The organism is Bacillus sp. FSL K6-3312 (assembly GCF_038007485.1).
Taxonomy (GTDB): domain Bacteria; phylum Bacillota; class Bacilli; order Bacillales; family Bacillaceae; genus Bacillus; species Bacillus pumilus.
Genome location: NZ_JBBOXI010000001.1, coordinates 740,786 through 760,463, shown reverse-complemented (window position 1 = coordinate 760,463; position 19,678 = coordinate 740,786). Strand labels below are relative to the sequence as shown.

At 41.5% G+C, this 19,678-nt stretch carries 18 protein-coding genes; 7 read left to right on the top strand and 11 right to left on the bottom strand.

Translation table 11 applies throughout. The features are described 5' to 3' along the window. Window positions 1–2: 2 nt before the first annotated feature. A complete protein-coding gene (locus MHI11_RS03630) occupies window positions 3–1,202 on the bottom strand; it encodes an MFS transporter (RefSeq protein ID WP_340960475.1) in 1,200 nt (399 codons plus the stop codon). A 102-nt stretch (window positions 1,203–1,304) separates the two neighbouring features. Here MHI11_RS03630 and MHI11_RS03625 point away from each other — a divergent pair, with 102 nt between their 5' ends. Beyond that, window positions 1,305–2,213: a LysR family transcriptional regulator gene (locus tag MHI11_RS03625; protein ID WP_340960474.1), complete on the top strand. Its 909-nt coding sequence runs from the start codon at window positions 1,305–1,307 to the stop codon at window positions 2,211–2,213. A 32-nt stretch (window positions 2,214–2,245) separates the two neighbouring features. On the opposite strand, the gene MHI11_RS03620 is transcribed toward MHI11_RS03625, so the two are convergent. Then, a complete protein-coding gene (locus MHI11_RS03620) occupies window positions 2,246–2,725 on the bottom strand; it encodes an aminoacyl-tRNA deacylase (RefSeq protein ID WP_106032782.1) in 480 nt (159 codons plus the stop codon). Between the two features lie 145 nt (window positions 2,726–2,870). On the opposite strand from MHI11_RS03620, the gene MHI11_RS03615 reads away from it, so the two are divergent. Further along, window positions 2,871–4,070: an MFS transporter gene (locus tag MHI11_RS03615; protein WP_340960473.1), complete on the top strand. Its 1,200-nt coding sequence runs from the start codon at window positions 2,871–2,873 to the stop codon at window positions 4,068–4,070. A gap of 17 nt (window positions 4,071–4,087) precedes the next feature. Here MHI11_RS03615 and MHI11_RS03610 read toward each other — a convergent pair whose 3' ends face one another. Then, window positions 4,088–4,819 (bottom strand): MurR/RpiR family transcriptional regulator, encoded by a 732-nt coding sequence (locus MHI11_RS03610; protein WP_126741160.1) that lies wholly within the window; start codon window positions 4,817–4,819, stop codon window positions 4,088–4,090. A 199-nt stretch (window positions 4,820–5,018) separates the two neighbouring features. Here MHI11_RS03610 and MHI11_RS03605 point away from each other — a divergent pair, with 199 nt between their 5' ends. Beyond that, window positions 5,019–6,347, top strand: a complete 1,329-nt coding sequence (locus MHI11_RS03605) for a 6-phospho-beta-glucosidase (RefSeq protein ID WP_065099172.1) — start codon at window positions 5,019–5,021, stop codon at window positions 6,345–6,347. Window positions 6,348–6,380: 33 nt separating this feature from the next. Here the strand turns inward: MHI11_RS03605 and MHI11_RS03600 are convergent, their stop codons facing one another. Further along, on the bottom strand, window positions 6,381–7,028 hold the full coding sequence (locus MHI11_RS03600; protein WP_044141612.1) for a DUF3885 domain-containing protein: 648 nt from the start codon (window positions 7,026–7,028) through the stop codon (window positions 6,381–6,383). A 113-nt stretch (window positions 7,029–7,141) separates the two neighbouring features. Between MHI11_RS03600 and MHI11_RS03595 the strand changes: the two genes are divergently transcribed. Beyond that, window positions 7,142–7,342, top strand: coding sequence for a hypothetical protein (locus tag MHI11_RS03595; RefSeq protein WP_044141570.1), 201 nt, complete (start codon window positions 7,142–7,144; stop codon window positions 7,340–7,342). Between the two features lie 10 nt (window positions 7,343–7,352). Here MHI11_RS03595 and MHI11_RS03590 read toward each other — a convergent pair whose 3' ends face one another. Continuing rightward, on the bottom strand, window positions 7,353–8,267 hold the full coding sequence (locus tag MHI11_RS03590) for an NAD(P)/FAD-dependent oxidoreductase (protein WP_044141569.1): 915 nt from the start codon (window positions 8,265–8,267) through the stop codon (window positions 7,353–7,355). Between the two features lie 64 nt (window positions 8,268–8,331). Further along, entirely contained in the window at window positions 8,332–8,769 is a 438-nt protein-coding gene (locus MHI11_RS03585; protein ID WP_044141568.1) for an Rrf2 family transcriptional regulator, read from the bottom strand. A 183-nt stretch (window positions 8,770–8,952) separates the two neighbouring features. On the opposite strand from MHI11_RS03585, the gene MHI11_RS03580 reads away from it, so the two are divergent. After that, on the top strand, window positions 8,953–9,324 hold the full coding sequence (locus tag MHI11_RS03580; RefSeq protein WP_340960472.1) for a hypothetical protein: 372 nt from the start codon (window positions 8,953–8,955) through the stop codon (window positions 9,322–9,324). Between the two features lie 72 nt (window positions 9,325–9,396). On the opposite strand, the gene MHI11_RS03575 is transcribed toward MHI11_RS03580, so the two are convergent. Both MHI11_RS03575 and MHI11_RS03570 read right to left on the bottom strand, forming a co-directional pair. Then, window positions 9,397–10,251 (bottom strand): SMI1/KNR4 family protein, encoded by an 855-nt coding sequence (locus tag MHI11_RS03575; protein WP_340960471.1) that lies wholly within the window; start codon window positions 10,249–10,251, stop codon window positions 9,397–9,399. Window positions 10,252–10,358: 107 nt separating this feature from the next. Further along, complete coding sequence (locus MHI11_RS03570) at window positions 10,359–11,333, bottom strand: tRNA dihydrouridine synthase (RefSeq protein WP_106066690.1); 975 nt, start codon at window positions 11,331–11,333, stop codon at window positions 10,359–10,361. A gap of 753 nt (window positions 11,334–12,086) precedes the next feature. Between MHI11_RS03570 and MHI11_RS03565 the strand changes: the two genes are divergently transcribed. After that, window positions 12,087–12,500, top strand: a complete 414-nt coding sequence (locus MHI11_RS03565; protein WP_340960469.1) for a hypothetical protein — start codon at window positions 12,087–12,089, stop codon at window positions 12,498–12,500. Window positions 12,501–12,825: 325 nt separating this feature from the next. Here MHI11_RS03565 and rlmD read toward each other — a convergent pair whose 3' ends face one another. Together rlmD and MHI11_RS03555 are read right to left on the bottom strand one after the other, a co-directional pair. Next, window positions 12,826–14,214, bottom strand: coding sequence for a 23S rRNA (uracil(1939)-C(5))-methyltransferase RlmD (gene rlmD, locus MHI11_RS03560; RefSeq protein WP_340960468.1), 1,389 nt, complete (start codon window positions 14,212–14,214; stop codon window positions 12,826–12,828). A gap of 51 nt (window positions 14,215–14,265) precedes the next feature. Further along, window positions 14,266–15,174, bottom strand: a complete 909-nt coding sequence (locus MHI11_RS03555; protein WP_044141563.1) for a diacylglycerol kinase — start codon at window positions 15,172–15,174, stop codon at window positions 14,266–14,268. 181 nt (window positions 15,175–15,355) lie between these two features. Here MHI11_RS03555 and MHI11_RS03550 point away from each other — a divergent pair, with 181 nt between their 5' ends. After that, window positions 15,356–16,309, top strand: coding sequence for a nucleoside hydrolase (locus MHI11_RS03550; RefSeq protein WP_340960467.1), 954 nt, complete (start codon window positions 15,356–15,358; stop codon window positions 16,307–16,309). A 31-nt stretch (window positions 16,310–16,340) separates the two neighbouring features. On the opposite strand, the gene MHI11_RS03545 is transcribed toward MHI11_RS03550, so the two are convergent. Next, complete coding sequence (locus MHI11_RS03545) at window positions 16,341–19,562, bottom strand: efflux RND transporter permease subunit (protein ID WP_340960466.1); 3,222 nt, start codon at window positions 19,560–19,562, stop codon at window positions 16,341–16,343. Between the last annotated feature and the right edge of the window lie 116 nt (window positions 19,563–19,678).

The following is a 19,678-nucleotide window of genomic DNA, read 5'->3' as shown; positions in this document are numbered from 1 at the left end:
TTTTACACTGCACTAGAAGAAACATGCTGCCCGCCTCTTACCCACATGCTGACAAGCATTAAGCTTATGACGAGCATCAGCCAAAAGACGCTGTTTGTTCCGAAAAACTGAATCAATGTATACCCGCACAAAGGTCCTAAAGCAGCCCCCAAATCTTGAACAAAAGAATAGCTGGCGAGAAAGCGGTTCTTATCTGTTTGAGCAGAGGCTTTTTGAAAGGCAAGTGTATCGGTGAACGTTGTTACAATCGTTGCCAGTAGCTGAATCAAAAGCAGCATCACAAGGAACCAGCCGCTTACCTTTAGCATGACCCCAAGAAAACTGAGCCCTCCAAATGAAAGAAACATCCAGCATAGCATTCGTTCCTTCATCACAAGCCGATCAAACCATTTGCCTGTTCTCGGTGCGAGAAATGGTTCCCATCCCCACCTAAGTGCTTGAATCACACCGCTTAAAGCCGAAGCTCCGATGACAAAGCCAAACAGAGTCAATTCATCCTGATCGATCTTTGCTTCAATGACATGACTCAGCGTGGATGCGAATAAACCTTGGATGATCAGTGCGATCAGCATGCCTGTTATCAGTACTTTTACCACATCTCGTGTAAACCACTTTTGTTTGATGCCATGATACACCTTGCTGCCTTCTCTCTTTTCAATTTCATCCAACGATACATAAAAAATGCCCCCCATCAATGTGAGTAAACCAAAGACAAGCGTCATGGACTGGAAGCCGATCAAGCTGGCAAAGATTCCTCCAAATAACATGCCAAATAAACTCCCAAGCCGGTAAAGTCCATTATAAAGACCCGTCAAATGTCCTTGTGAGCCTTCGTCCATTTCAGCCAAAACCCTCATCCCGCTCATACGGAGTAACGTCCAAGCGAGGCCCCATGCGCAGCGGCAGATCAATAGCAGCCAAAAACCGCTCATCCCATATAATATCGTGGTCACTGACGCGATCAAAATCGCCATCAATACACCTGTCTTCATTGGGATATAGCGATAGAGCCACCATACGACAGGTGCTAGCGGGATACGTATGAATCGGTTGATAGACAGCAGTAACCCGACCTCCCAAATGGATGATAAACCAATCTCTTTCCAATAGATCGGGAGAACAATATAGAGCATTGAATCCCCAATAAGTGCAAATGCTGTGATAAGCGATATTGACACAACTTGCTTTTGACGACGATCCATTTTTCTTCCCCCTTCGCTACCTTTACGATAAGGGATGCCTTATAATAAATCTAATGAATGTTTTTGATTGTTTTATCAAAATAATTGATAGGTGGTGCGAAGTTGAATTTACATGCCCTTCGGATTTTTGCAAAGGTCGCAGAGACAAAAAGCGTCACACAAACTGCAGATGCACTATCTTTAACACAGCCAGCTGTGACGGCCCAGCTTAGAAGCATTGAACGAGAGATCGGGATTCGTCTTTTTAAACGAAACGGTCGAGGCATTGCGCTCACAGAAATGGGAAAGATGCTGTATCCTTATGCCCGGCAAGTGTTTGAGGCTGAAAAGGAAGTAGAATATCAGATCACGCTATTACAAAACGGGAAGAAGGGGCGCCTCCGCATCGCTTCTACCTACGTACCACTCAACTTTTTACTGCCAGATTGGCTGGCTGCTTTTAAAACGTCATCACCACAGACAGAAATCGAATTAAAAAGCGGAAACTCCGCTCAAGTGATAGAGAGCCTGCTTCAATATGAATCAGATGTCGCCATCGCTGTGATTGAAGATTTGCATCATGAGGAGATCGTTACCTCTCATTTGACGAATTTAAGCTATGATTTTATTGTGCCAGCAGACCATCCGTTGAACGGAAAAACCGTCCCGCTAGAGCGCCTGAGCCTGGAGCCTTTTTTGATGCGTGAAGAAGGCAGCTCCACAAGAGATAAGCTCTTTTCCCTTTTCACCTCGAAAGGAATTAAAAAACCGACTGTTGATTTACAATTCAGCGGTGTTCATGAAGCGATTCAAATGATCAAAGCTGGCTATGGGATCACACTTGTTCCCCGTGATGCGGTTCAAGGTAGTCTCAAGCGGAAAGAGATTGGTCGTATATATATCGAAGGCATAGAAATCGTCAGACCTGTTGTGATCTGCAAACGGGCGAATGACCTTGAAGAAAATAGAACCGTGGATGCCTTCCTGCAGATGAAAGGGATCGGTCCATTTAAGAAGCCTGCTGCAAATTAAATAAGTGCCTGCATGAGAAACAGGCACTTTTTCTATTCTGCTGGCTGCACGATGTCATACGGTACAGCCTTTGAGGCTTTCACTAATTGTTCTGGTGTGATGAGGATTTCATTTCCCCATTCACCTGCGCCAACGCCTAATATTTCTTCCTCTAATAGTGAAGCTTCGATAATGGTGCGGAAGCCTTCTGGCTGCCAGCAAAACGGCGGTATTGAGCCAATTCGGTAGCCTGTCACTTCTAGAACCTTCTCTGGTGATGCCATTTTAATATTACGAGAGCCAGCCGCTTTCTTTAGTTTTCCTGACTTAATATGCTGGTCAGCGCCAACCATCACAAGCAGCTGCTCCCCTTCCCCTGTTTCAAAAATCAATGTCTTAATCATCTGTCTCTCACGAAAACCAAGGGCTGCTGCTACATTTGCGGCTCCCTTCTCTGTTTCGGAAGAGAATGTTTTGATCTCATATGGGATGCTGTGCTGATTCAAGAATTCATGTGCTGGCAGTACTTTCATTGATTTGAACCCCTTTCCTTACGATGTCTTTCATTTAGCTTATCACAATCCTCTCATCCTTAAGATGTATTTTTCACTGAAAAGCCTCTGGGTCCTTCTTCACCATGCTATACTGAACTTGTTTTTGAAAAGGAGCCGGTTGGATATGGGAAACAAGTTTTGGTACTATACAGGCAGTAAAAGCCTTCTCATGCTAAGTGATATTCTATTTGTGATGACGATCACATTTGTGATCTATCAAGATACACAATCTGTTGCGTATGCGGCTTTATTTCCGCTAATAAGAACACTATGCCAGCTATTAGCTGGGCTCATCTCTCCTGTTTTGGCAGATCACTTTCAAGCGGGCCGGCTGTTGAAATGGGCCCAGCTTTTACGTCTCGGGTTGCTCATCGTGTTTACAGCCCAATTTCATTTCTTTCAGCAGCATATGGTTTGGCTGTTTGGTGCGCTTATTCTCATTTCCATCACAGGCGGGTTCATTAGTCCTTTATTACAGGCCATCATGCCGATGCTTGTGCCAGAGAATCACCTTGTGAAAGCGAACAGTACAGCCTCCATTTTTCAACAAACGGTTCAAATTGCCGGCTATTCGTTTACTGGAATGCTCGTCCTGTTCATTGGTCCCTTTTATTTAATGTGGATCACTTGTTTGATGATTGTATTGTCTTATTTGTTTTTCATCCCTGTATTTCCTCTTCTTAAGCAAGGAGACACCGTTCGAAAAGCAAATAAGATGAACAGTTTCAAGGATGGCTGGACGATCATTTGGACAAACAAAACAATTCGCACCCTGACCTTTATGGATGTGTGTGAAAATATAGCAGGCGCTGTGTGGATCGGGGCGATTACGCTTGCCTTTGTCACACAAGATTTAAACGAAAGTGAGGATTGGTGGGGGTTTATCAATGCCGCTTATTATACCGGCGCCATTCTAGGCGGGCTCTTGGCTGCGTGGATAAGCCGGTTCATTCAAAAGCAGCTTCTTCTCTTTATGGCAGCTGGTTCATTCATTTATGCAGTGCTGACCATTGTCTACTCACTGAACAGCCTGCCGTGGCTTGCTTTGCTGCTTTGTATTTTGATGGGGCCTGCTTATCAAATTCGTGATGTTTCACAGCAAACCATTCTTCAAACGGAAACGCCAGTCCGAGATTTATCAAAGGTGTACTCGGCTCATTACGTTCTTTCCTCTGTATCTGTCGGTTTATCTATTTTCTTTGTTGGATTGATTGCAGATGCATTCGGAGCGAGGACTGTGTATATGCTGGGCGGTTTGTTTGTGCTCATCTGTTCCGGGATTGCCATCCTCTCATTTATGAGGCAGGAAAAAAAGAGCGGCTGATTCATGCAGCGGCTCTTTTACGTTTCCTTTAACATTGCGAACATATCACGCGCCATCGCTTCTAAAATATACACAACTGGCGTCTGTGTCGTAATATTGGCTCTGTGAACCCGTTCGTCTGTCACGTAATAAGCAATATTTAAATCTGAAATGCGCGAAATCGTGCAGTGCTGATTGTTTGTAATACTAATGATTTTGCTTCCTTCTCTTTTTAACTTCGAAATATGGTCGATTGTAATACTGTTCTCCCCTGATACAGACAGCACAATGGTGACACTATTGTCTAAATACTGCATATTCATCGGGAAAAACGGATCATTGATGTAAAATGAAAATTTCTCAAGACTCGAAAAATACCTTGCCCCATACTGCGCCAAAATACCAGAGCTGCCAGTGCCAATAAACAGCACATTTTTTGCATCGGCAATGATCCTTGCTGCCTCTTTAATTTTCCCCTCAAAGTCCCCTTTTAGTGTTCGTTCAATAAATTCATATAGAAAGTGCTGGGTGCTTTTTAAAGTAGGTGTCTGCTCTGCTTCTAAATACATTTTAAGCTTCACTTTAAACTCTGAAAAGCCTTCACAATTCACTTTTCGGCAAAAGCGAAGGACAGACGAGGTGGATATATGGGCAGCATCTGCTAAGTCCCGAATTCTCATATACACGACCTTTTCACTGTTTTCCATGATGTATCGGTATAAAGCGCTTTCTAGTTCATTAAAGCTGGAAATAACCTCACTTGAAAACATCTGACTTCCCCTTTCTCCAACAGCATGTCACAATGTGTTTCTTTTATGTAACAAATCTCTAAATAGGGCACCCTTGCCTAAAGACGCTGAAGTCATTTACGCACGAGATGCTCTCACGATAAGCTATAGATGTACAAACAAAAGAATTGGCTTTTCTCTATTATAACATTGCGCGTTACATTATTCGGAGGTGCAGAACATGGCAAAAGGATTAAAGGTTGTCACAATTGGCGGAGGATCAAGCTATACACCAGAGCTTGTAGAAGGATTTATTAAACGGTACGATGAATTTCCGATTAGCGAGCTTTGGCTTGTCGATATTGAAGCGGGAAAAGAAAAGCTTGAAATCGTCGGAGATCTTGCAAAACGAATGGTGAAAAAGGCAGGACTTCCAATCGAGGTTCATTTAACATTAGATCGCCGGAAAGCGCTTGCGGGCGCTGATTTCGTCACAACACAATTCCGTGTCGGACTTCTTGAAGCACGTATGAAGGATGAACGCATTCCTTTAAAATATGATGTCATTGGTCAAGAAACGAATGGTCCAGGAGGTCTATTCAAAGGGCTTCGCACCATTCCAGTGATTCTGGATATTGTGAAAGATATTGAAGAACTATGCCCAGATGCATGGCTTGTGAACTTCACAAATCCAGCTGGTATGGTTACAGAAGCCGTACTTCGCTATTCAAACCATCGCAAAGTCGTTGGCTTATGCAACGTGCCAATCGGCATTCGCATGGGAATTGCCAAAGGGCTTGATGTCGACGCAAGCAGAGTCGAGGTCAGCTTTGCTGGATTAAACCATATGGTCTTTGGACTCAATGTATTCTTAGATGGCAAAAGTATCATGGATCAAGTCATCGAAGACATGGCAGATCCAAACTCCACGATGTCGATGAACAACATTCATGCCATTCCGTGGGATGCTGATTTCTTAAAAGGGCTTGGCGTTATTCCATGTCCATATCACCGCTACTACTACAAAACAAGTGATATGCTGGCTGAAGAAAAGAAAGCAGCAGAGAATGAAGGAACTCGTGCAGAAGTCGTTCGTGCACTAGAAAATGACCTGTTTGAGCTTTACAAAGACCCTGATCTTGATATCAAGCCGCCACAGCTTGAAAAACGAGGCGGTGCCTACTACAGTGATGCCGCTTGTAACTTGATTGCATCGATTTATAACGACAAGCATGATATTCAGCCTGTCAATACCATCAACAATGGTGCCATCAGTGACATTCCAAATGATTCTGCTGTAGAACTGAACTGCGTCATCACAAAAGACGGTCCTAAACCAATCGCTGTTGGCGAAATGCCAGTCGCAGTCAAAGGACTGATTTCTCAAATTAAATCCTTTGAACGTGTTGCCGCTGAAGCAGCCGTGACAGGAGATTACAACACAGCACTTGTCGCAATGACGATCAACCCGCTCGTCCCATCAGATGCCATTGCAAAAAGCATCCTAGATGAAATGCTAGAAGCACACAAAGAATATTTACCACAGTTCTTCAATAAAGTAGAAGCATAAAAAGAAGCCGCACTTGTCAAAAGTGCGGTTTTCTTATTTCTTTGCAAACAGCCTGTCCATCTGAGCACGATCATAGTCTAATAGCCAGTGCTGTAAGCCCTCGTAGACTGGCCGAAGGCGCTCAGCATCTGCCGCAATAAGATCACAGCCTCGATCATCATATAAGTGGAAAATCATCTGTTTAGAGAGATTGATCAAATAGATTTCATAATCAAGCTTCCCCTTCATGATTTGATTCGGTGCATAGAAATCCTCCTGGCACATGGCTTGTAGAAGTGGGTGTAATCGTATATCTTGCAGCTGGCAAGACAAGGTAAATCTCTCCAATGTCAGGGGCTCATCTAGTTCTGGTCTTACATAGGTCAAAAGCTCGTGACGCAAGCGATTGCGTACTTGCCGGCGAACATATTTCTGATAAACTAGGAGCTTTTGCTTCATTAATTCATGTTCATGCTGCGTATAGACATCCGTGACAAACAGAATATCGTCTTCTGGATCAAAAGCATATCTCACAATTTCTAAAGCACGATCCCCCGCTTTTTCTAATACAACCGATTTCTTTCCTAATGACCAATCTGCCACTTCAAAGCGTAGCCCAAAAGGCCACCCATAAAAAAGTGGCGGCGTGAGGACAAGATCAGGAAAATGACTTTTTAAAAAGCTATTGGTTTGATCGCTCATGTCATGTCCTTCCATTGGTTTTATTTCTTATTTTACCGTTGAAATTGATGGAAATACAATTGGAAATAAACTGTCATTTCTTATATGATAGAAAGAGATGGAGGTGTGACCAATTGAAAAAATGGTTTTTACAGGTGTTCCTCACCGCATTGATCACTATGTGGATACAGGTTGGACTTGATCAGGCGAACATCATTCATATCACCAACGTATGGATCGATGCTAGCAGCTGGATCCTGATCTTCTTTGTCATCTACGCACTTTTTGAATGGGCAGCTCACGTTTTAGCAAAACGGAAAACCGTTCATCGCTGAACATCTCTTTTCATAGAGATGTTTTTTGTTGAAATTCTTCCTGCACAAGTTCATGGATAACGCCCATTCCTGCCTGGCTTCCAGCTGCTGCTGCAAGGACAAGCTGAGCAGGGCCGCCTAAATTGTCACCGCATGCAAAGACACCGCTGACTGTTGTACGTCCAAGAATATCTGTTTCAATGCCGGCATTTTTCGTCATTTGACAGCCCAGACTTTCAGCAAATGGAGCTGACTGCTTGAATTCACTTGCGACAAATCCGCCTTCTCTTTTCACCGTTTCCCCATTCGCAAGGTGAAGAGAGTGCATTTGTCCATTCTCATGATGAATTGACATAATCGGTACATCAATGACTTGAATAAAATGTGCTGATAGCAATGCCTTCTCCTCTTCAGCAAACACTTGCTGCCCATTCGTAAACACGATCAAATCCTTTGTCCAATTGGAAAGAAGTTTAGCCATATGCAAGGCGCGTGGATTCTCAGCAATGAGAGCAAGCGGCTTGTCCTTTAGCTCCCAGCCATCGCAGAAAGGACAGCTAAACAACGTCTTTCCATACACTTCATGAATCCCCTTGATCTCTGGCAGTATATCCTTTAGCCCTGTTGCCAATATGATTTTCTTCGCTTCGAACCTTTCTCCCTCTTGTGTCAGTAACGCAAAGTTGTCCTCATTGTTTTGTATCTCGACCATTCTACTTCGTTTGATTTGGATATTGGGGTAGTTTTGAAGATCTGCTTCTCCCGCTTGTCTGATCTCAAACGGTGTCATTCCATCGTTTGTAATAAATCCATGTGATTCCTGAGTCACTCGATTTCTTGGCATCTCGTCATCGAATACAATGACCTGTTTTCTGCCCCGCCCCACAACAAGTGCTGCGCTTAATCCGGCTGGCCCTCCTCCGATAATGGCACAATCTAATAACATGTAAATCTCTCCTTTTTATTCAAGACTTTAAAGACTCTTAATATCTATAATTTGTTCAAAAAAATCACATGTTGAAAAATGGATCTTTTTTTGTCTGCTCAATTTGGCTTGCGATATCAACTAACCGCTTTTGACTTAACGTCTCCTGCATTTTCGTTTCAACATCCTGCATGACCTGCTCAATCAAACAGTCATCATGAGGCATGAAAGAATCATGTTCTAAGGAACAACGAAATAAATTAGTTTGACCTTCTACCGCCTGAATGACGTCTAAAAATGAAATGTCCTCCTTCTTTTTCATAATGGTGTAACCACCTTTTGCGCCAGGTGTTGATTCAATCAATCCTGCCTTCACAAGCTTTGTTAAAATTTTGGATAAATAGGTGGGTGAAAGGTCTTGCATCTTGGCGAGAGGCTCAACGCCTATTGCTTTCCCCTTTGGTGCAAGAGTTAAAAATACCATCGTATGAAGTGCATAGTTGGTTGCTTTAGAATATTTCATCAGATGATTTCCTTTCTATCTATTATAGACCTTTTATATCTGTAATAGATCATAAAAGATTCAAGAAGAAAAAGCAAGTATTGTGGATCTGCTTCTTTTTTCATTCCACATTTCGCATTTTCTTCCGATAATAGAGGTAAGCACGAATCAAATTTTGATGAAAACTAGAAGGAGTGAAGAGAAATGTCAGATCAACAGCACAATGCAGCACACGAAGAAGAAGAGGAATTTAATGTATACGACATGCTTCCACCCGCAGGAACAATCATTGGTGAAGCAACAGAAGAAGAAATGGAAGCTGCGGCAGCATTAGAAGTAAGACATTATGCCTTTATGCGTCTGCAAGACTCGTACATTCAATTTGATGGATCTTCCTATAAAGAATTGCTCAAAGACTTTCAAGAACTAGAATTTGATTCTGCAAAGTTTTGGAGAGCCATCGCAAGACGCCTGCAAGTCCCATACGAATGGCCAATCCGAATCGACCACGCAAACGGCCCAATTTATATTGGTGAAACAGAGGATAGCCGTGAGGTTGTGGAGAGTGCAGAGTAAGGAATTGATGACCCCCTTTTGATGAGGGGGTCTTTTGCTGAAATGATAGATTTCTCAATAAAAAAAGATGTATTACTCCTCTAAATCAAATTCCAACGCAATCGATATATTAATGGCTATGTCGTGCATTTCATCTATTTCTGATTGATTCAAATGCTCCGCAAAACGACGTGCACTCTCGACAACATCAGCATGCTGCTTAATCATCTCTTCATTCAGTATAAAGATCGTATTGATCGCCCAGCCAGCATTCGTTAACATTTCTTCGTCTTGAATGGAGTTCATGTATGTTTCTACTTCAGAAAAAATCCACTTAACATCATCAATTTGTTCCACTTGAAAATTCGCAATTTTTGAAAGCTGTTCAGGGTCTTTGGTGATGAAAATGTCTTTCACTTCTTCTTTTGATAATGGTTTATTCTGCTTTTCATATTCAGCCTGCCACTCTTCATCTGACATCCCATCTTCTTCGCTATCTTCTGCGGTATAATGCCCCGCAATCAGTTCATCAAACGAATCTGCTAATTTGAAATCTGTCTCATATTCTAGATCAAAGTAATGAACCGGTGGATGTTCCTTTGTTTCTCTATAGTCCAATACAATCCACGTATGACCATCCCCACAAATGAGCACAAGTCCCTCAGGCAATTCCCATTCTTCTATTAAATAATCACTATCCATAATGCCTTCGCCTTTGGCAATCCCTCTTAAATGATCAAATGACACATGATCCTCTGCCCATCCATTCGGCTGGTCCGTTGGAAAAGCGTTATGCAGGGTATACCCGCCATTTTGTTCAAGAATCAGTTTTTTATATGTATCAGGCAAGGTGACGCCTAGCTTCTTTTCCGCTTTTGCAATGCCTTTCTCATTGATTTTCTTAAATGTCTCTTCACTTTCTATGTCTGTATCCCAAAATGGTTTCAAATAAAATACCTCCAATTGTTATTTCTATCTCATTTTACCATTTAGATCCACTAGTTTAATAGACCTATTCATAGAAAAAAGAGAAGGGCATCCCCTCCTCTTTCTCATCATGATTGTTCTTGATTTCTCGCTTCAAATTCATCTAGCATTGCACGCACTTCATCTGTTGATGATGTGTTCATTAATTGGTTTCTTAGGAAGCTCGCTCCTCTGAATCCTTTTACATAAATCTTAAAGAAACGGTGCAACGCCTTGAATGGACGCAAGCCTAATGAGGAATATTGATCATGAAGATCAAGATGCAATCTTAAAAGACCTAGCAGTTCATCACTTGTATGCTCCTTCGGCTCTTTTTCAAAAGCAAATGGGTTATGGAAAATCCCGCGCCCAATCATCACACCGTCCACTCCATACTGCTCAGCGAGCTTTAAGCCCGTTTGACGATCAGGAATATCACCATTGATCGTCAAAAGCGTATCAGGTGCTACTTCATCACGAAGTTTTACAATCTCAGGAATGAGCTCCCAATGTGCATCCACCTGGCTCATTTCCTTTCTAGTACGAAGGTGAATCGATAAGTTCACAATGTCTTGCTCCAAAATGTGTCTGAGCCAATCGCGCCATTCATCGACCTCTGTAAAACCAAGTCTTGTTTTTACGCTGACTGGTAATCCTCCAGCTTTTGCCGCTTGAATCAGTTCTGCGGCAACATCTGGGCGAAGAATCAAGCCACTGCCCTTCCCGTTTTGTGTGACATTCGGAACAGGACAGCCCATATTAATATCAAGCCCCTGAAATCCTAATTCCGCCATTCCAATGCTCATTTGTCTAAAGTTCTCAGGCTTGTCTCCCCAAATATGAGCAACAATCGGCTGCTCATCCTCTGTAAAGGTTAAACGTCCTTTCACACTTTGAATACCATCAGGGTGGCAATAGCTCTCACTGTTCGTAAACTCTGTGAAAAACACATCAGGTCTCGCCGCCTCACTCACAACATGACGAAACACAACATCTGTCACTTCTTCCATAGGTGCTAATATAAAAAATGGTCGTGGTAAATCACGCCAGAAATTTTCACTCATCTTTCATCCAATTCCTCTCATGACATAGCGCCTTTTAGGGCATGTCCTTCTATAAAGTCTTCAGCAATTTTTATCATTATATACTTTAGTAAGGATTCAACGCAAAAGGAGCATAAAATGAACATTAATAAAATGCTATCAGCACTTTATAAAATATCAAAAATTTGAGAAGACGTAAACGTTGTTCAAAAAGGTACTACTAGTAAACGTGTCAGACGGGCAGCAGGTAATGCATCTGGCAAACTAATAAAAAAGATATTCAAATAAAAAAAGCCCTATGCAGGGGCTTTTTAAATTGTAATTGCCTTTTCTGTTACATGATAAGTATTAGAAGTAATGATTTTATCAAGCGACCAACCGGCAGCGAATAACACAGAAAAAATTGTTAAACTGATAAATAACTTATTCATCTTTAGTTATTCTTTATTCAAAATATATCACGTTATATAAAATACAGTACTAAGATACAATTCATTCTTAATATGGTTTTTGTTACAATCTTTGTGTATCGCATAGATAAGAGTGATTTTCTTAAAAGCTGCTGTTTGGATCAGAAAACTTTCTGCCAAAATCGCAAAAGTAATGGATAAAGGGGAGAAAAGTAGACAGAAAAACAGTTCACAAATGCTTTTATTTAAAATGGGTGCGCCTAGAGATGCTGCTAAAACTTTGGCAAAGTTCATCGTTAATCTTATCTAAATATAAAAATAAGTGCTATTAGTTTCTAATAGCGCTTTTTTATGGAGGATCTTCATGTCTTTTTCTTACGTGATTTCATTGACTTTTTTAATACTCCTTTTAGTGTCTATCATACTCTATACTTTTTTAAGAAAGAAAAACGTTGTAGATGAAGCCCCTGGCGCTATTGCTGCCGTTCTTCTTATTTTACTTATATTTTTTTCCCTAAGTTTAGTTATTGTCCTTCCAACTGCCATGCTTTACCTAGTCTCATTGGGAGTAAATTTTCTTTTCGGTGAATACATCACTTATGATTCATTTTTTTCTTTGATTACCTTCTCGTTGTTAGTTAGCATCATTGTGATTTTTTGGTCATTTATCGTCTTATTTATAGGGAAAGGAATCACTTTTTTTGTTGAAGGTCCCAAAATGGATAACTTATATTTTAGAATTTTTTCCTTCGTGGGCTCTTATTTACTTCACGATTAAATATGTACTAAATTTGAAGATAATTGAAGTTTCTATATGGGGAAATGGGGTATTGATTTTATCTTTCTTTGTTAGCTTTTTATACATCGGACTTGATATCATATCCTCTGCACTTGATCAAAAAAATCAGAACATAGAAGAAGAACCCCCCATCCATTAATGGAGAAGGGGTTTTATTCATTTCATAGCTTTTTCTATCTATATTCATATGTCTATAGAGTTTTACTTTAATAGAATTTCAAGCGGATTTTTCATTCTAACGGAGGGGGAGCAAAAATAAAAATATCCCGATATCGATATTTTTCACGAAATCGGGACATCTCCATTATTGATTAATCACAAGACTTGCCACACACTCCACATGACTCGTATGCGGGAACATATCCACAGGTTGCACTTCTTCCGTCACATACCCACCATCTTCAAGAAAACGCAAATCACGAGCTAGCGTCCCTGGATTACAGGACACATAAACAACGCGTTTTGGTTTCATCTTTAAAATCGTATCAAGCAGTGCTTCATCGCAGCCTTTTCTTGGCGGATCGACGACGAGGGTGTCTGCTTTGATGCCTTCTTTATACCAGTTTGGGATAACGGTTTCTGCTTCACCGACTGCGAATTCGACGTTGTTGATCCCGTTTAAGGCAACGTTGCGCTTTGCATCTTCAATCGCTTCTGGCACAATTTCCACGCCATATACTCTGCCTGCTCTTTGTGCGAGAAATAAGGAAATCGTACCGATTCCGCAATACGCATCGATGACGGTTTCTTCACCTTGCAGCTCGGCATATTCAAGCGCTTTGTCGTAAAGCACTTTTGTTTGAGCTGGGTTCACTTGATAAAACGAGCGGGCTGAAATAGCAAATTTGATGTCGCCAATCGTGTCATAAATGTATTCTTCTCCCCATAAAACAGTCGTTTCGTCTCCGAAAATGACATTTGTTTTCTTTGAATTCACGTTTTGTACAATTGACCGAACGTGTGGGAAACGTGCTATAATCTGCTCAATCACCTGCTGCTTTTGCGGAAAGTCAGCCGTTCTAGTAACAAACACTACCATCATTTCACCTGTTGCAATGCCGTAGCGAACCATCACATGACGCAGCCAGCCTTTGTGGCGCTCTTCGTTATATGCTTTCATACCAAGCGCATTGCATATGTCTTTTACTGCCTGTACCACTTCGTCGTTTTCTGAATGCTGGATCAAACATTTTTCCATATCAATGATTTCATGGGTACGCTGCTGATAAAATCCTGCAACAAGTCCGCCTTCCCGTTCCCCAACTGGAACTTGTGCTTTGTTTCGGTAATTCCAAGGGTCTTCCATTCCTAGTACAGGATGAACTTTTACACGGCTCATATCAAGTTTGCCGATCCGCTCTAAAACGTCCTTTACTTGTTTCTGTTTAAATAGCAGCTGGCCTTCATAGCTCATGTGCTGAATTTGACAGCCTCCGCACTGCTTATAGATAGGACATGGCGCATCTTGCCTATGCTGACTTTCCTTTGTCAGCTCCATGAGTCGCCCAAAAGCAAATCCTTTTTTCACACGTGTGACCTTGATTTTCCCTTGTTCGTCTGGAAGGGCATTCGGTACAAAGACAGGGAACCCTTCAATTTTCGCTACACCTGCACCTTCGTGCGTTAGGTCTTCGAAGGTTACATTGTAGTATTCATTCTTTTCAACAGGCGGTTTCATCTTTACCAATTTCATCACCTCATTTGCAAAGAAAAACTTGGCGCCATAAGGAACCAAGTTCAATCTCTACCCTATTTTTTCAGCTGTTGCTTTTGGCACTATAAATTCAATATGACGATACAGGTTTTCAAATTCACCTGGCAGCATGCCGCCGAATTCGCCATCTAAATTTAATTGCATTTTATCTTTTACATCTACCTTCACGCGATTCGCTTTTGTGTAGATGACATTGTTATCATGAATATGCTCGCCTCGCAGTGCAAGGCTGACTACTCGAATGGCTTCTGCTAAATTGACCTTCTTTAAAATAATCAGGTCAAACATGCCATCATCTAAAACAGAATCTGGCGCTAGCTTTTCAAAGCCGCCTACTGAGTTTGTGAGTGAAACAAGAAACAGCATGATTTCTCCATGAAACAATTTGCCGTCATATTCAATTTCGACTTCTGTCGGGCGGATAGAAGGAAGCATCTCCATGCCTTTTAAATAATAAGCAAGCTGTCCAAGCATTGTCTTTAGCTTACTAGGCACTTCATAGGTGAGCTCTGTTAACCGGCCGCCGCCTGCAATATTAATAAAATAATGGCCATTGACTTTACCGATATCAAGCGGCTTCGCTATACCATCTATAATGGCATCTGTTGCTTTTAAAACACCTTCTCGTGGAATTCCAAGTGCTCTTGCGAAGTCATTTGTTGTTCCAACCGGAATAATTCCTAGTTTTGGTCTTTTTTCAAGCGGTGCTAGTCCATTGACGACTTCATTGATCGTGCCGTCTCCACCTGCTGCTACAATTAAATCAAAGTCTCTCTGGGCAGCTTTTTCAGCTGCTTGTGTCGCATCTCCTGCACATGTCGTTGCATGACAAGATGTTTCATAGCCAGCTTGTTCAAATTTTTGCAAAACCTGCGGCAAATTCTTCTTGAAGAGTTCACGCCCAGATGTCGGATTGTATATAATTCGAGCACGTTTCATTCATCATCATCCTATATTCATTATGCAATCTATTTTCACCACTAACAACCTTTAATTATACTATGAGATTTGAAAATGGCAACAGAACAACACCCTAATCTGACAAATCTCCTGCCACATTTCCCTCAGCAAGAAAGCATTCTGATAAGATAAAAGAAAACGCTGTAAAGGATGGTTTGCGATGAAAAAGCCTGTTTATTTTAATCATGATGGCGGTGTTGATGACCTCGTCTCGTTATTTCTTCTCCTTCAAATGGAACATCTGAAAGTGATTGGGACGTCTGTGATTCCTGCTGATTGTTATTTAGAGCCAGCTCTCAGTGCGTCTCAAAAAATCATCGATCGATTTAGCCCTTATGAAATTGAAGTCGCTGCTTCAAATTCTAGAGGCGTCAATCCTTTTCCGAAAGAGTGGCGCATGCATGCTTTTTATGTAGACGCCTTACCTATTTTAAACGAGAAAGGCACTGTTGATACAAAAGTGTCCAAGCTTCCAGCACACCTTCATTTAATCGAAACCGTTAAAAAGTCAGCAGAACCTGTCACGCTGCTCTTTACAGGTCCGCTCACAGACCTTGCACGCGCCTTAGAAGAAGATCCTTCAATCTCTAATAAAATTGAAAAATTGGTATGGATGGGCGGTACGTTTCTTGAAAAAGGCAATGTTGAGGAACCCGAGCATGATGGGACAGCAGAATGGAATGCATTTTGGGACCCTTATGCTGTCAGCACTGTTTTTCAGGAACGCTTTCCTATTGAAATGGTCGCACTTGAAAGCACGAATCAAGTTCCGCTTACACTAGATGTGCGTCAGCGCTGGGCTTCCCTTCGTTCTCATATTGGAATAGATTTTATTGGGCAGTGCTACGCCTTTTGCCCGCCTCTCATTCATCACGAAACCAACTCGACTTACTACTTATGGGATGTGCTGACAACGATCACTCTTGATTCCTCATCATTTACTCGTTCAAAGGAAATGAATGCAATCGTTTACACCGAAACGCCAAAGCAAGGACGTACCGAAGAACATACAGATGGAAAATCAATTCAAGTGATTGACCATGTCGATCGTGACGCATTTTTCCAAGCATTTGAAGAGCTCATGAGAAGAGCTTTTTGTCAGATTTCAACATAAAAAAGCCCCGCCATCAAAGCGGGGCCCCATCTCAATCTTCTTCTACGTATTTCTTTTTGCGTTTAAATTTGCTTAACACTTCGTATACGATTGGTACGATAACCAGTGTTAGCAATGTTGAACTTGCGAGACCACCAATGACTGTGACGCCAAGTCCTTTTGAAACAATTTGGCTTCCGCCTTCAAATCCTAATGCTAATGGAAGAAGTGCCCCAATTGTCGCAAGTGCCGTCATTAAGATTGGACGTACTCTTATTGTACCAGCTTCCAGTAATGCCTCTCTTGTTGAGAGTCCTTCTTTCTCTTTATGAATGACTCGGTCAATCAAGACGATCGCATTTGTCACAACAATTCCGATCAACATGAGCAATCCAATCATGGCGTTTAAGCTGATGGTTTCTTTTGCTAAAAACAATCCAACGAGCGCGCCAATAATTGTAAATGGAAGCGAGAAGAGAATTGCAAATGGTGCAAGACCTCCGCCAAATGTGATGACGAGAACGAGATACACAATGGCAATCGCTGCAAGCATTGCTAGCCCAAGCTGCGTAAAGGATTCCTCAATATCCGCACTTACGCCTCCTGTGTCAATCGTTACGCCAGATTTCAGATCAAGCTTGTCGACTTTCTTCTGAACATCTTGTGTCACACTTGATACGTCGTCTGTTGTCATGTCACCAGACACTTCTGCGTAGATTTTTCCATCACGCTTTGTCACAGTATTTGCTGTTGAGCCATCCTTCACTTTAACAACATCACCAATTCGGACTTCTTGGCCTGTCGGTGTTGTGATCTTTTTATTTTCTAAATCTTTTTTGCTCTTATATTCATCTTTTTCCGTTTGAAGATTCACATCAAGTTCTTTGCCGTCCTCAGTTACTTTCGTCAGTGTTGTTTCACTATTTTGAGGAGCAATCGCTTGTGCAATTTGTGAAGCTGTCAGCCCTAGTTTCGCCAGTTTTTCTTGATCTGCATTAAATGTATATTCGTCATATTTCTCAGATAAGCTTGTACTGACGTTTTTCAGGTTTTTCTCATCTTTTAAAATATTTTCAACTTCTTTTACTGTGCCTTCAATATCACTTGCTTTATCACCGTACACATAGTACGTCACTGTATTGCTTGCGCCAGCAGATGAGAAGTCTTGTGATTTCCATTCCCCTTTAGACACTTTGTCTTGCAAGGCTTTGACCACGCGATCTTTTTCTTTATCAAAATTCGGTGTGTCCTCATCATATTGTACGAAGAATAGCGCACCGTTAGAGTTACCGCCTACACTTGCTGTAAGCGCATTTGAAGAGCCAAGTGAATATTGAACAGTATTGACATGGTCACGTTTGATCAAATATTCTTCTGCTTTTTTCGTTTCATCGATAGCTTGTTCTCTCGTTTGTCCAGGTTCAGGTGTATAAGTCACCATCGCCGTCTTCTCTGCTTCCTGTGGTAAGAAGCTGACACCGACAAGTGGAGCTAAGAATAAGCTTCCGACAAGCATAAGAATGGCAATTCCTGATGTGATCCATTTGTGGTTCAATGCCCAATTGAGTACGCGTCTATAACCGCTAGCAAGCTTGCTTGGTTTATGCTCTTTTACCTTTTTCGCTGTGCCGTACAGGTTCTTTTTAAATAAACTGTGTGCCATCATTGGAACAATCGTAATGGCTACAAGGAGTGAAGCCATTAAAGCAAACACAATCGTTAATGCAAATGGGATGAATAGTTCTCCAATCATTCCACCCACAAGTGCTAGCGGTAAAAAGACCGCAATTGTGACAATCGTCGAAGACATGATTGGAATAAACATTTCTTTTGTGGCTTCTTTAACGAGTTCTTTTCCTTTTAATGGCTCATCCTTTAATGCCATTCGTCGATATATGTTTTCTATGACAACAATGGAGTCATCAACAACACGCCCAATAGCGACGGTCATGGCACCAAGTGTCATGATATTTAGTGTAATATCCAGCTGATTCAATATTAAAACAGCAATCAACAGAGATAACGGAATGGAAATAACCGAAATTAAGGTTGATTTGATATCTCGAAGGAACAACATAATGATAATGATCGCAAAGATTGCTCCGATGATTGCCTTGTTCAGCATTGTGCTGACAGACTCTTTTATCGGCTCTGCTTGATCATATGTGGTACTTACTTTGATTCCTTTGTTATCTTTCTTGAACTTCTCGAGTTCTTTTGTGACTGCTTCTGCTACACTTACTGTGTTGGCATCAGAGCCTTTAACAATTTGCAGACCGATACTGTCTTTTCCATTTGTTCTAGAGATCGATTCTGCATCCTTGACGACTTTAATATCCGCAATCTCAGAAAGCTTGATTGTCGGCAGCTCCACAGATTGGCTGCTTGCTGAACCGCCACCAGTTTGCTGCTGAGCTACTGCCTGCTGCTGACTTGCACCAGCCTGCTGCTCTGCGCCTTGCGCTCCTGCATTTCCTGAGCCGTTAGAAGGCGCTCCGGCTCCAGCGCTTCCTGCACCGCCACTAGCACCTGGTGTGACAGGAATTCGCATGTTTTTCAAATCTTTGACGCTTAAAATATTGCCATCAACGACAACTGATTTTTGTTTGTTGCCGAATGTGTATAGACCTAATGGTACGTTGACATCAGAGCCTTTGATCATATTTTGGACGGTTTCTTCATCTAAACCGTATTCTTTCAATTTCTTTTGTTTAAACGAAAATTCTACTTCTTTGATTTGCTGTCCCGAAGCTTCGACGGAAGATACACCGTCTAATCCTTCAAGTGAAGGGACAAGGTCATCTTCCACTTTTTTCGTCAGGTTTTCTAATGATTCTTTATCATCAGATACACTAAGTGCTAATATTGGAACCGCATTGATACTAAAGCGTGCGATTTTTGGTTTTTCTGCATTTTCCGGAAAATTGATATTGTTAACAGCATCTTCAATTTCCTTTTTTGCTTCATCCATGTCTTTGTTGTAGTCGTACTCGACTTGAATCGATGAGGCATTTTCAAATGAATTGGATGTGACCACATTGACTCCGTTTAGGTTTTGAATAGATTTTTCAATTGGATCGGTCACCTTATCTGATACTTCGTCCGGCGTTGCGCCAGGATACGTTGTAGAAACCGTAATGACTGGAGTGTTGATATTCGGGATTGATTCTTGTTTCATATTCAATCCAGCATATAGACCAGCAACTGTTACGATAATTGTCATGAGCCATACAGCGAACTTATTCTTTAATACAAAATTGATGATCGAATTCATTATGTCCTCCATTTTCCTTTATGTATTGACTGACTGGTCATTCTATATCATAATAAACGGTGATATACAATGCCGTCAACCATTTCTCTTGCGTTTGACGTAACATTCTAAAGCTG

Excerpts from the sequence above, each read along its gene's own strand:
- MHI11_RS03630 (WP_340960475.1), bottom strand. The coding sequence starts at position 1,202 with ATGGATCGTCGTCAAAAGCAAGTTGTGTCAATATCGCTTATCACAGCA.
- MHI11_RS03545 (WP_340960466.1), bottom strand. The coding sequence starts at position 19,562 with ATGAATTCGATCATCAATTTTGTATTAAAGAATAAGTTCGCTGTATGG.
- MHI11_RS03565 (WP_340960469.1), top strand. The coding sequence starts at position 12,087 with ATGTCTTTTTCTTACGTGATTTCATTGACTTTTTTAATACTCCTTTTA.
- MHI11_RS03585 (WP_044141568.1), bottom strand. The coding sequence starts at position 8,769 with ATGAAATATTCTAAAGCAACCAACTATGCACTTCATACGATGGTATTT.
- MHI11_RS03580 (WP_340960472.1), top strand. The coding sequence starts at position 8,953 with ATGTCAGATCAACAGCACAATGCAGCACACGAAGAAGAAGAGGAATTT.
- MHI11_RS03590 (WP_044141569.1), bottom strand. The coding sequence starts at position 8,267 with ATGTTATTAGATTGTGCCATTATCGGAGGAGGGCCAGCCGGATTAAGC.
- MHI11_RS03610 (WP_126741160.1), bottom strand. The coding sequence starts at position 4,819 with ATGTTTTCAAGTGAGGTTATTTCCAGCTTTAATGAACTAGAAAGCGCT.
- MHI11_RS03550 (WP_340960467.1), top strand. The coding sequence starts at position 15,356 with ATGAAAAAGCCTGTTTATTTTAATCATGATGGCGGTGTTGATGACCTC.
- MHI11_RS03555 (WP_044141563.1), bottom strand. The coding sequence starts at position 15,174 with ATGAAACGTGCTCGAATTATATACAATCCGACATCTGGGCGTGAACTC.
- MHI11_RS03570 (WP_106066690.1), bottom strand. The coding sequence starts at position 11,333 with ATGAGTGAAAATTTCTGGCGTGATTTACCACGACCATTTTTTATATTA.
- rlmD (WP_340960468.1), bottom strand. The coding sequence starts at position 14,214 with ATGAAATTGGTAAAGATGAAACCGCCTGTTGAAAAGAATGAATACTAC.
- MHI11_RS03600 (WP_044141612.1), bottom strand. The coding sequence starts at position 7,028 with ATGAGCGATCAAACCAATAGCTTTTTAAAAAGTCATTTTCCTGATCTT.
- MHI11_RS03620 (WP_106032782.1), bottom strand. The coding sequence starts at position 2,725 with ATGAAAGTACTGCCAGCACATGAATTCTTGAATCAGCACAGCATCCCA.
- MHI11_RS03615 (WP_340960473.1), top strand. The coding sequence starts at position 2,871 with ATGGGAAACAAGTTTTGGTACTATACAGGCAGTAAAAGCCTTCTCATG.
- MHI11_RS03605 (WP_065099172.1), top strand. The coding sequence starts at position 5,019 with ATGGCAAAAGGATTAAAGGTTGTCACAATTGGCGGAGGATCAAGCTAT.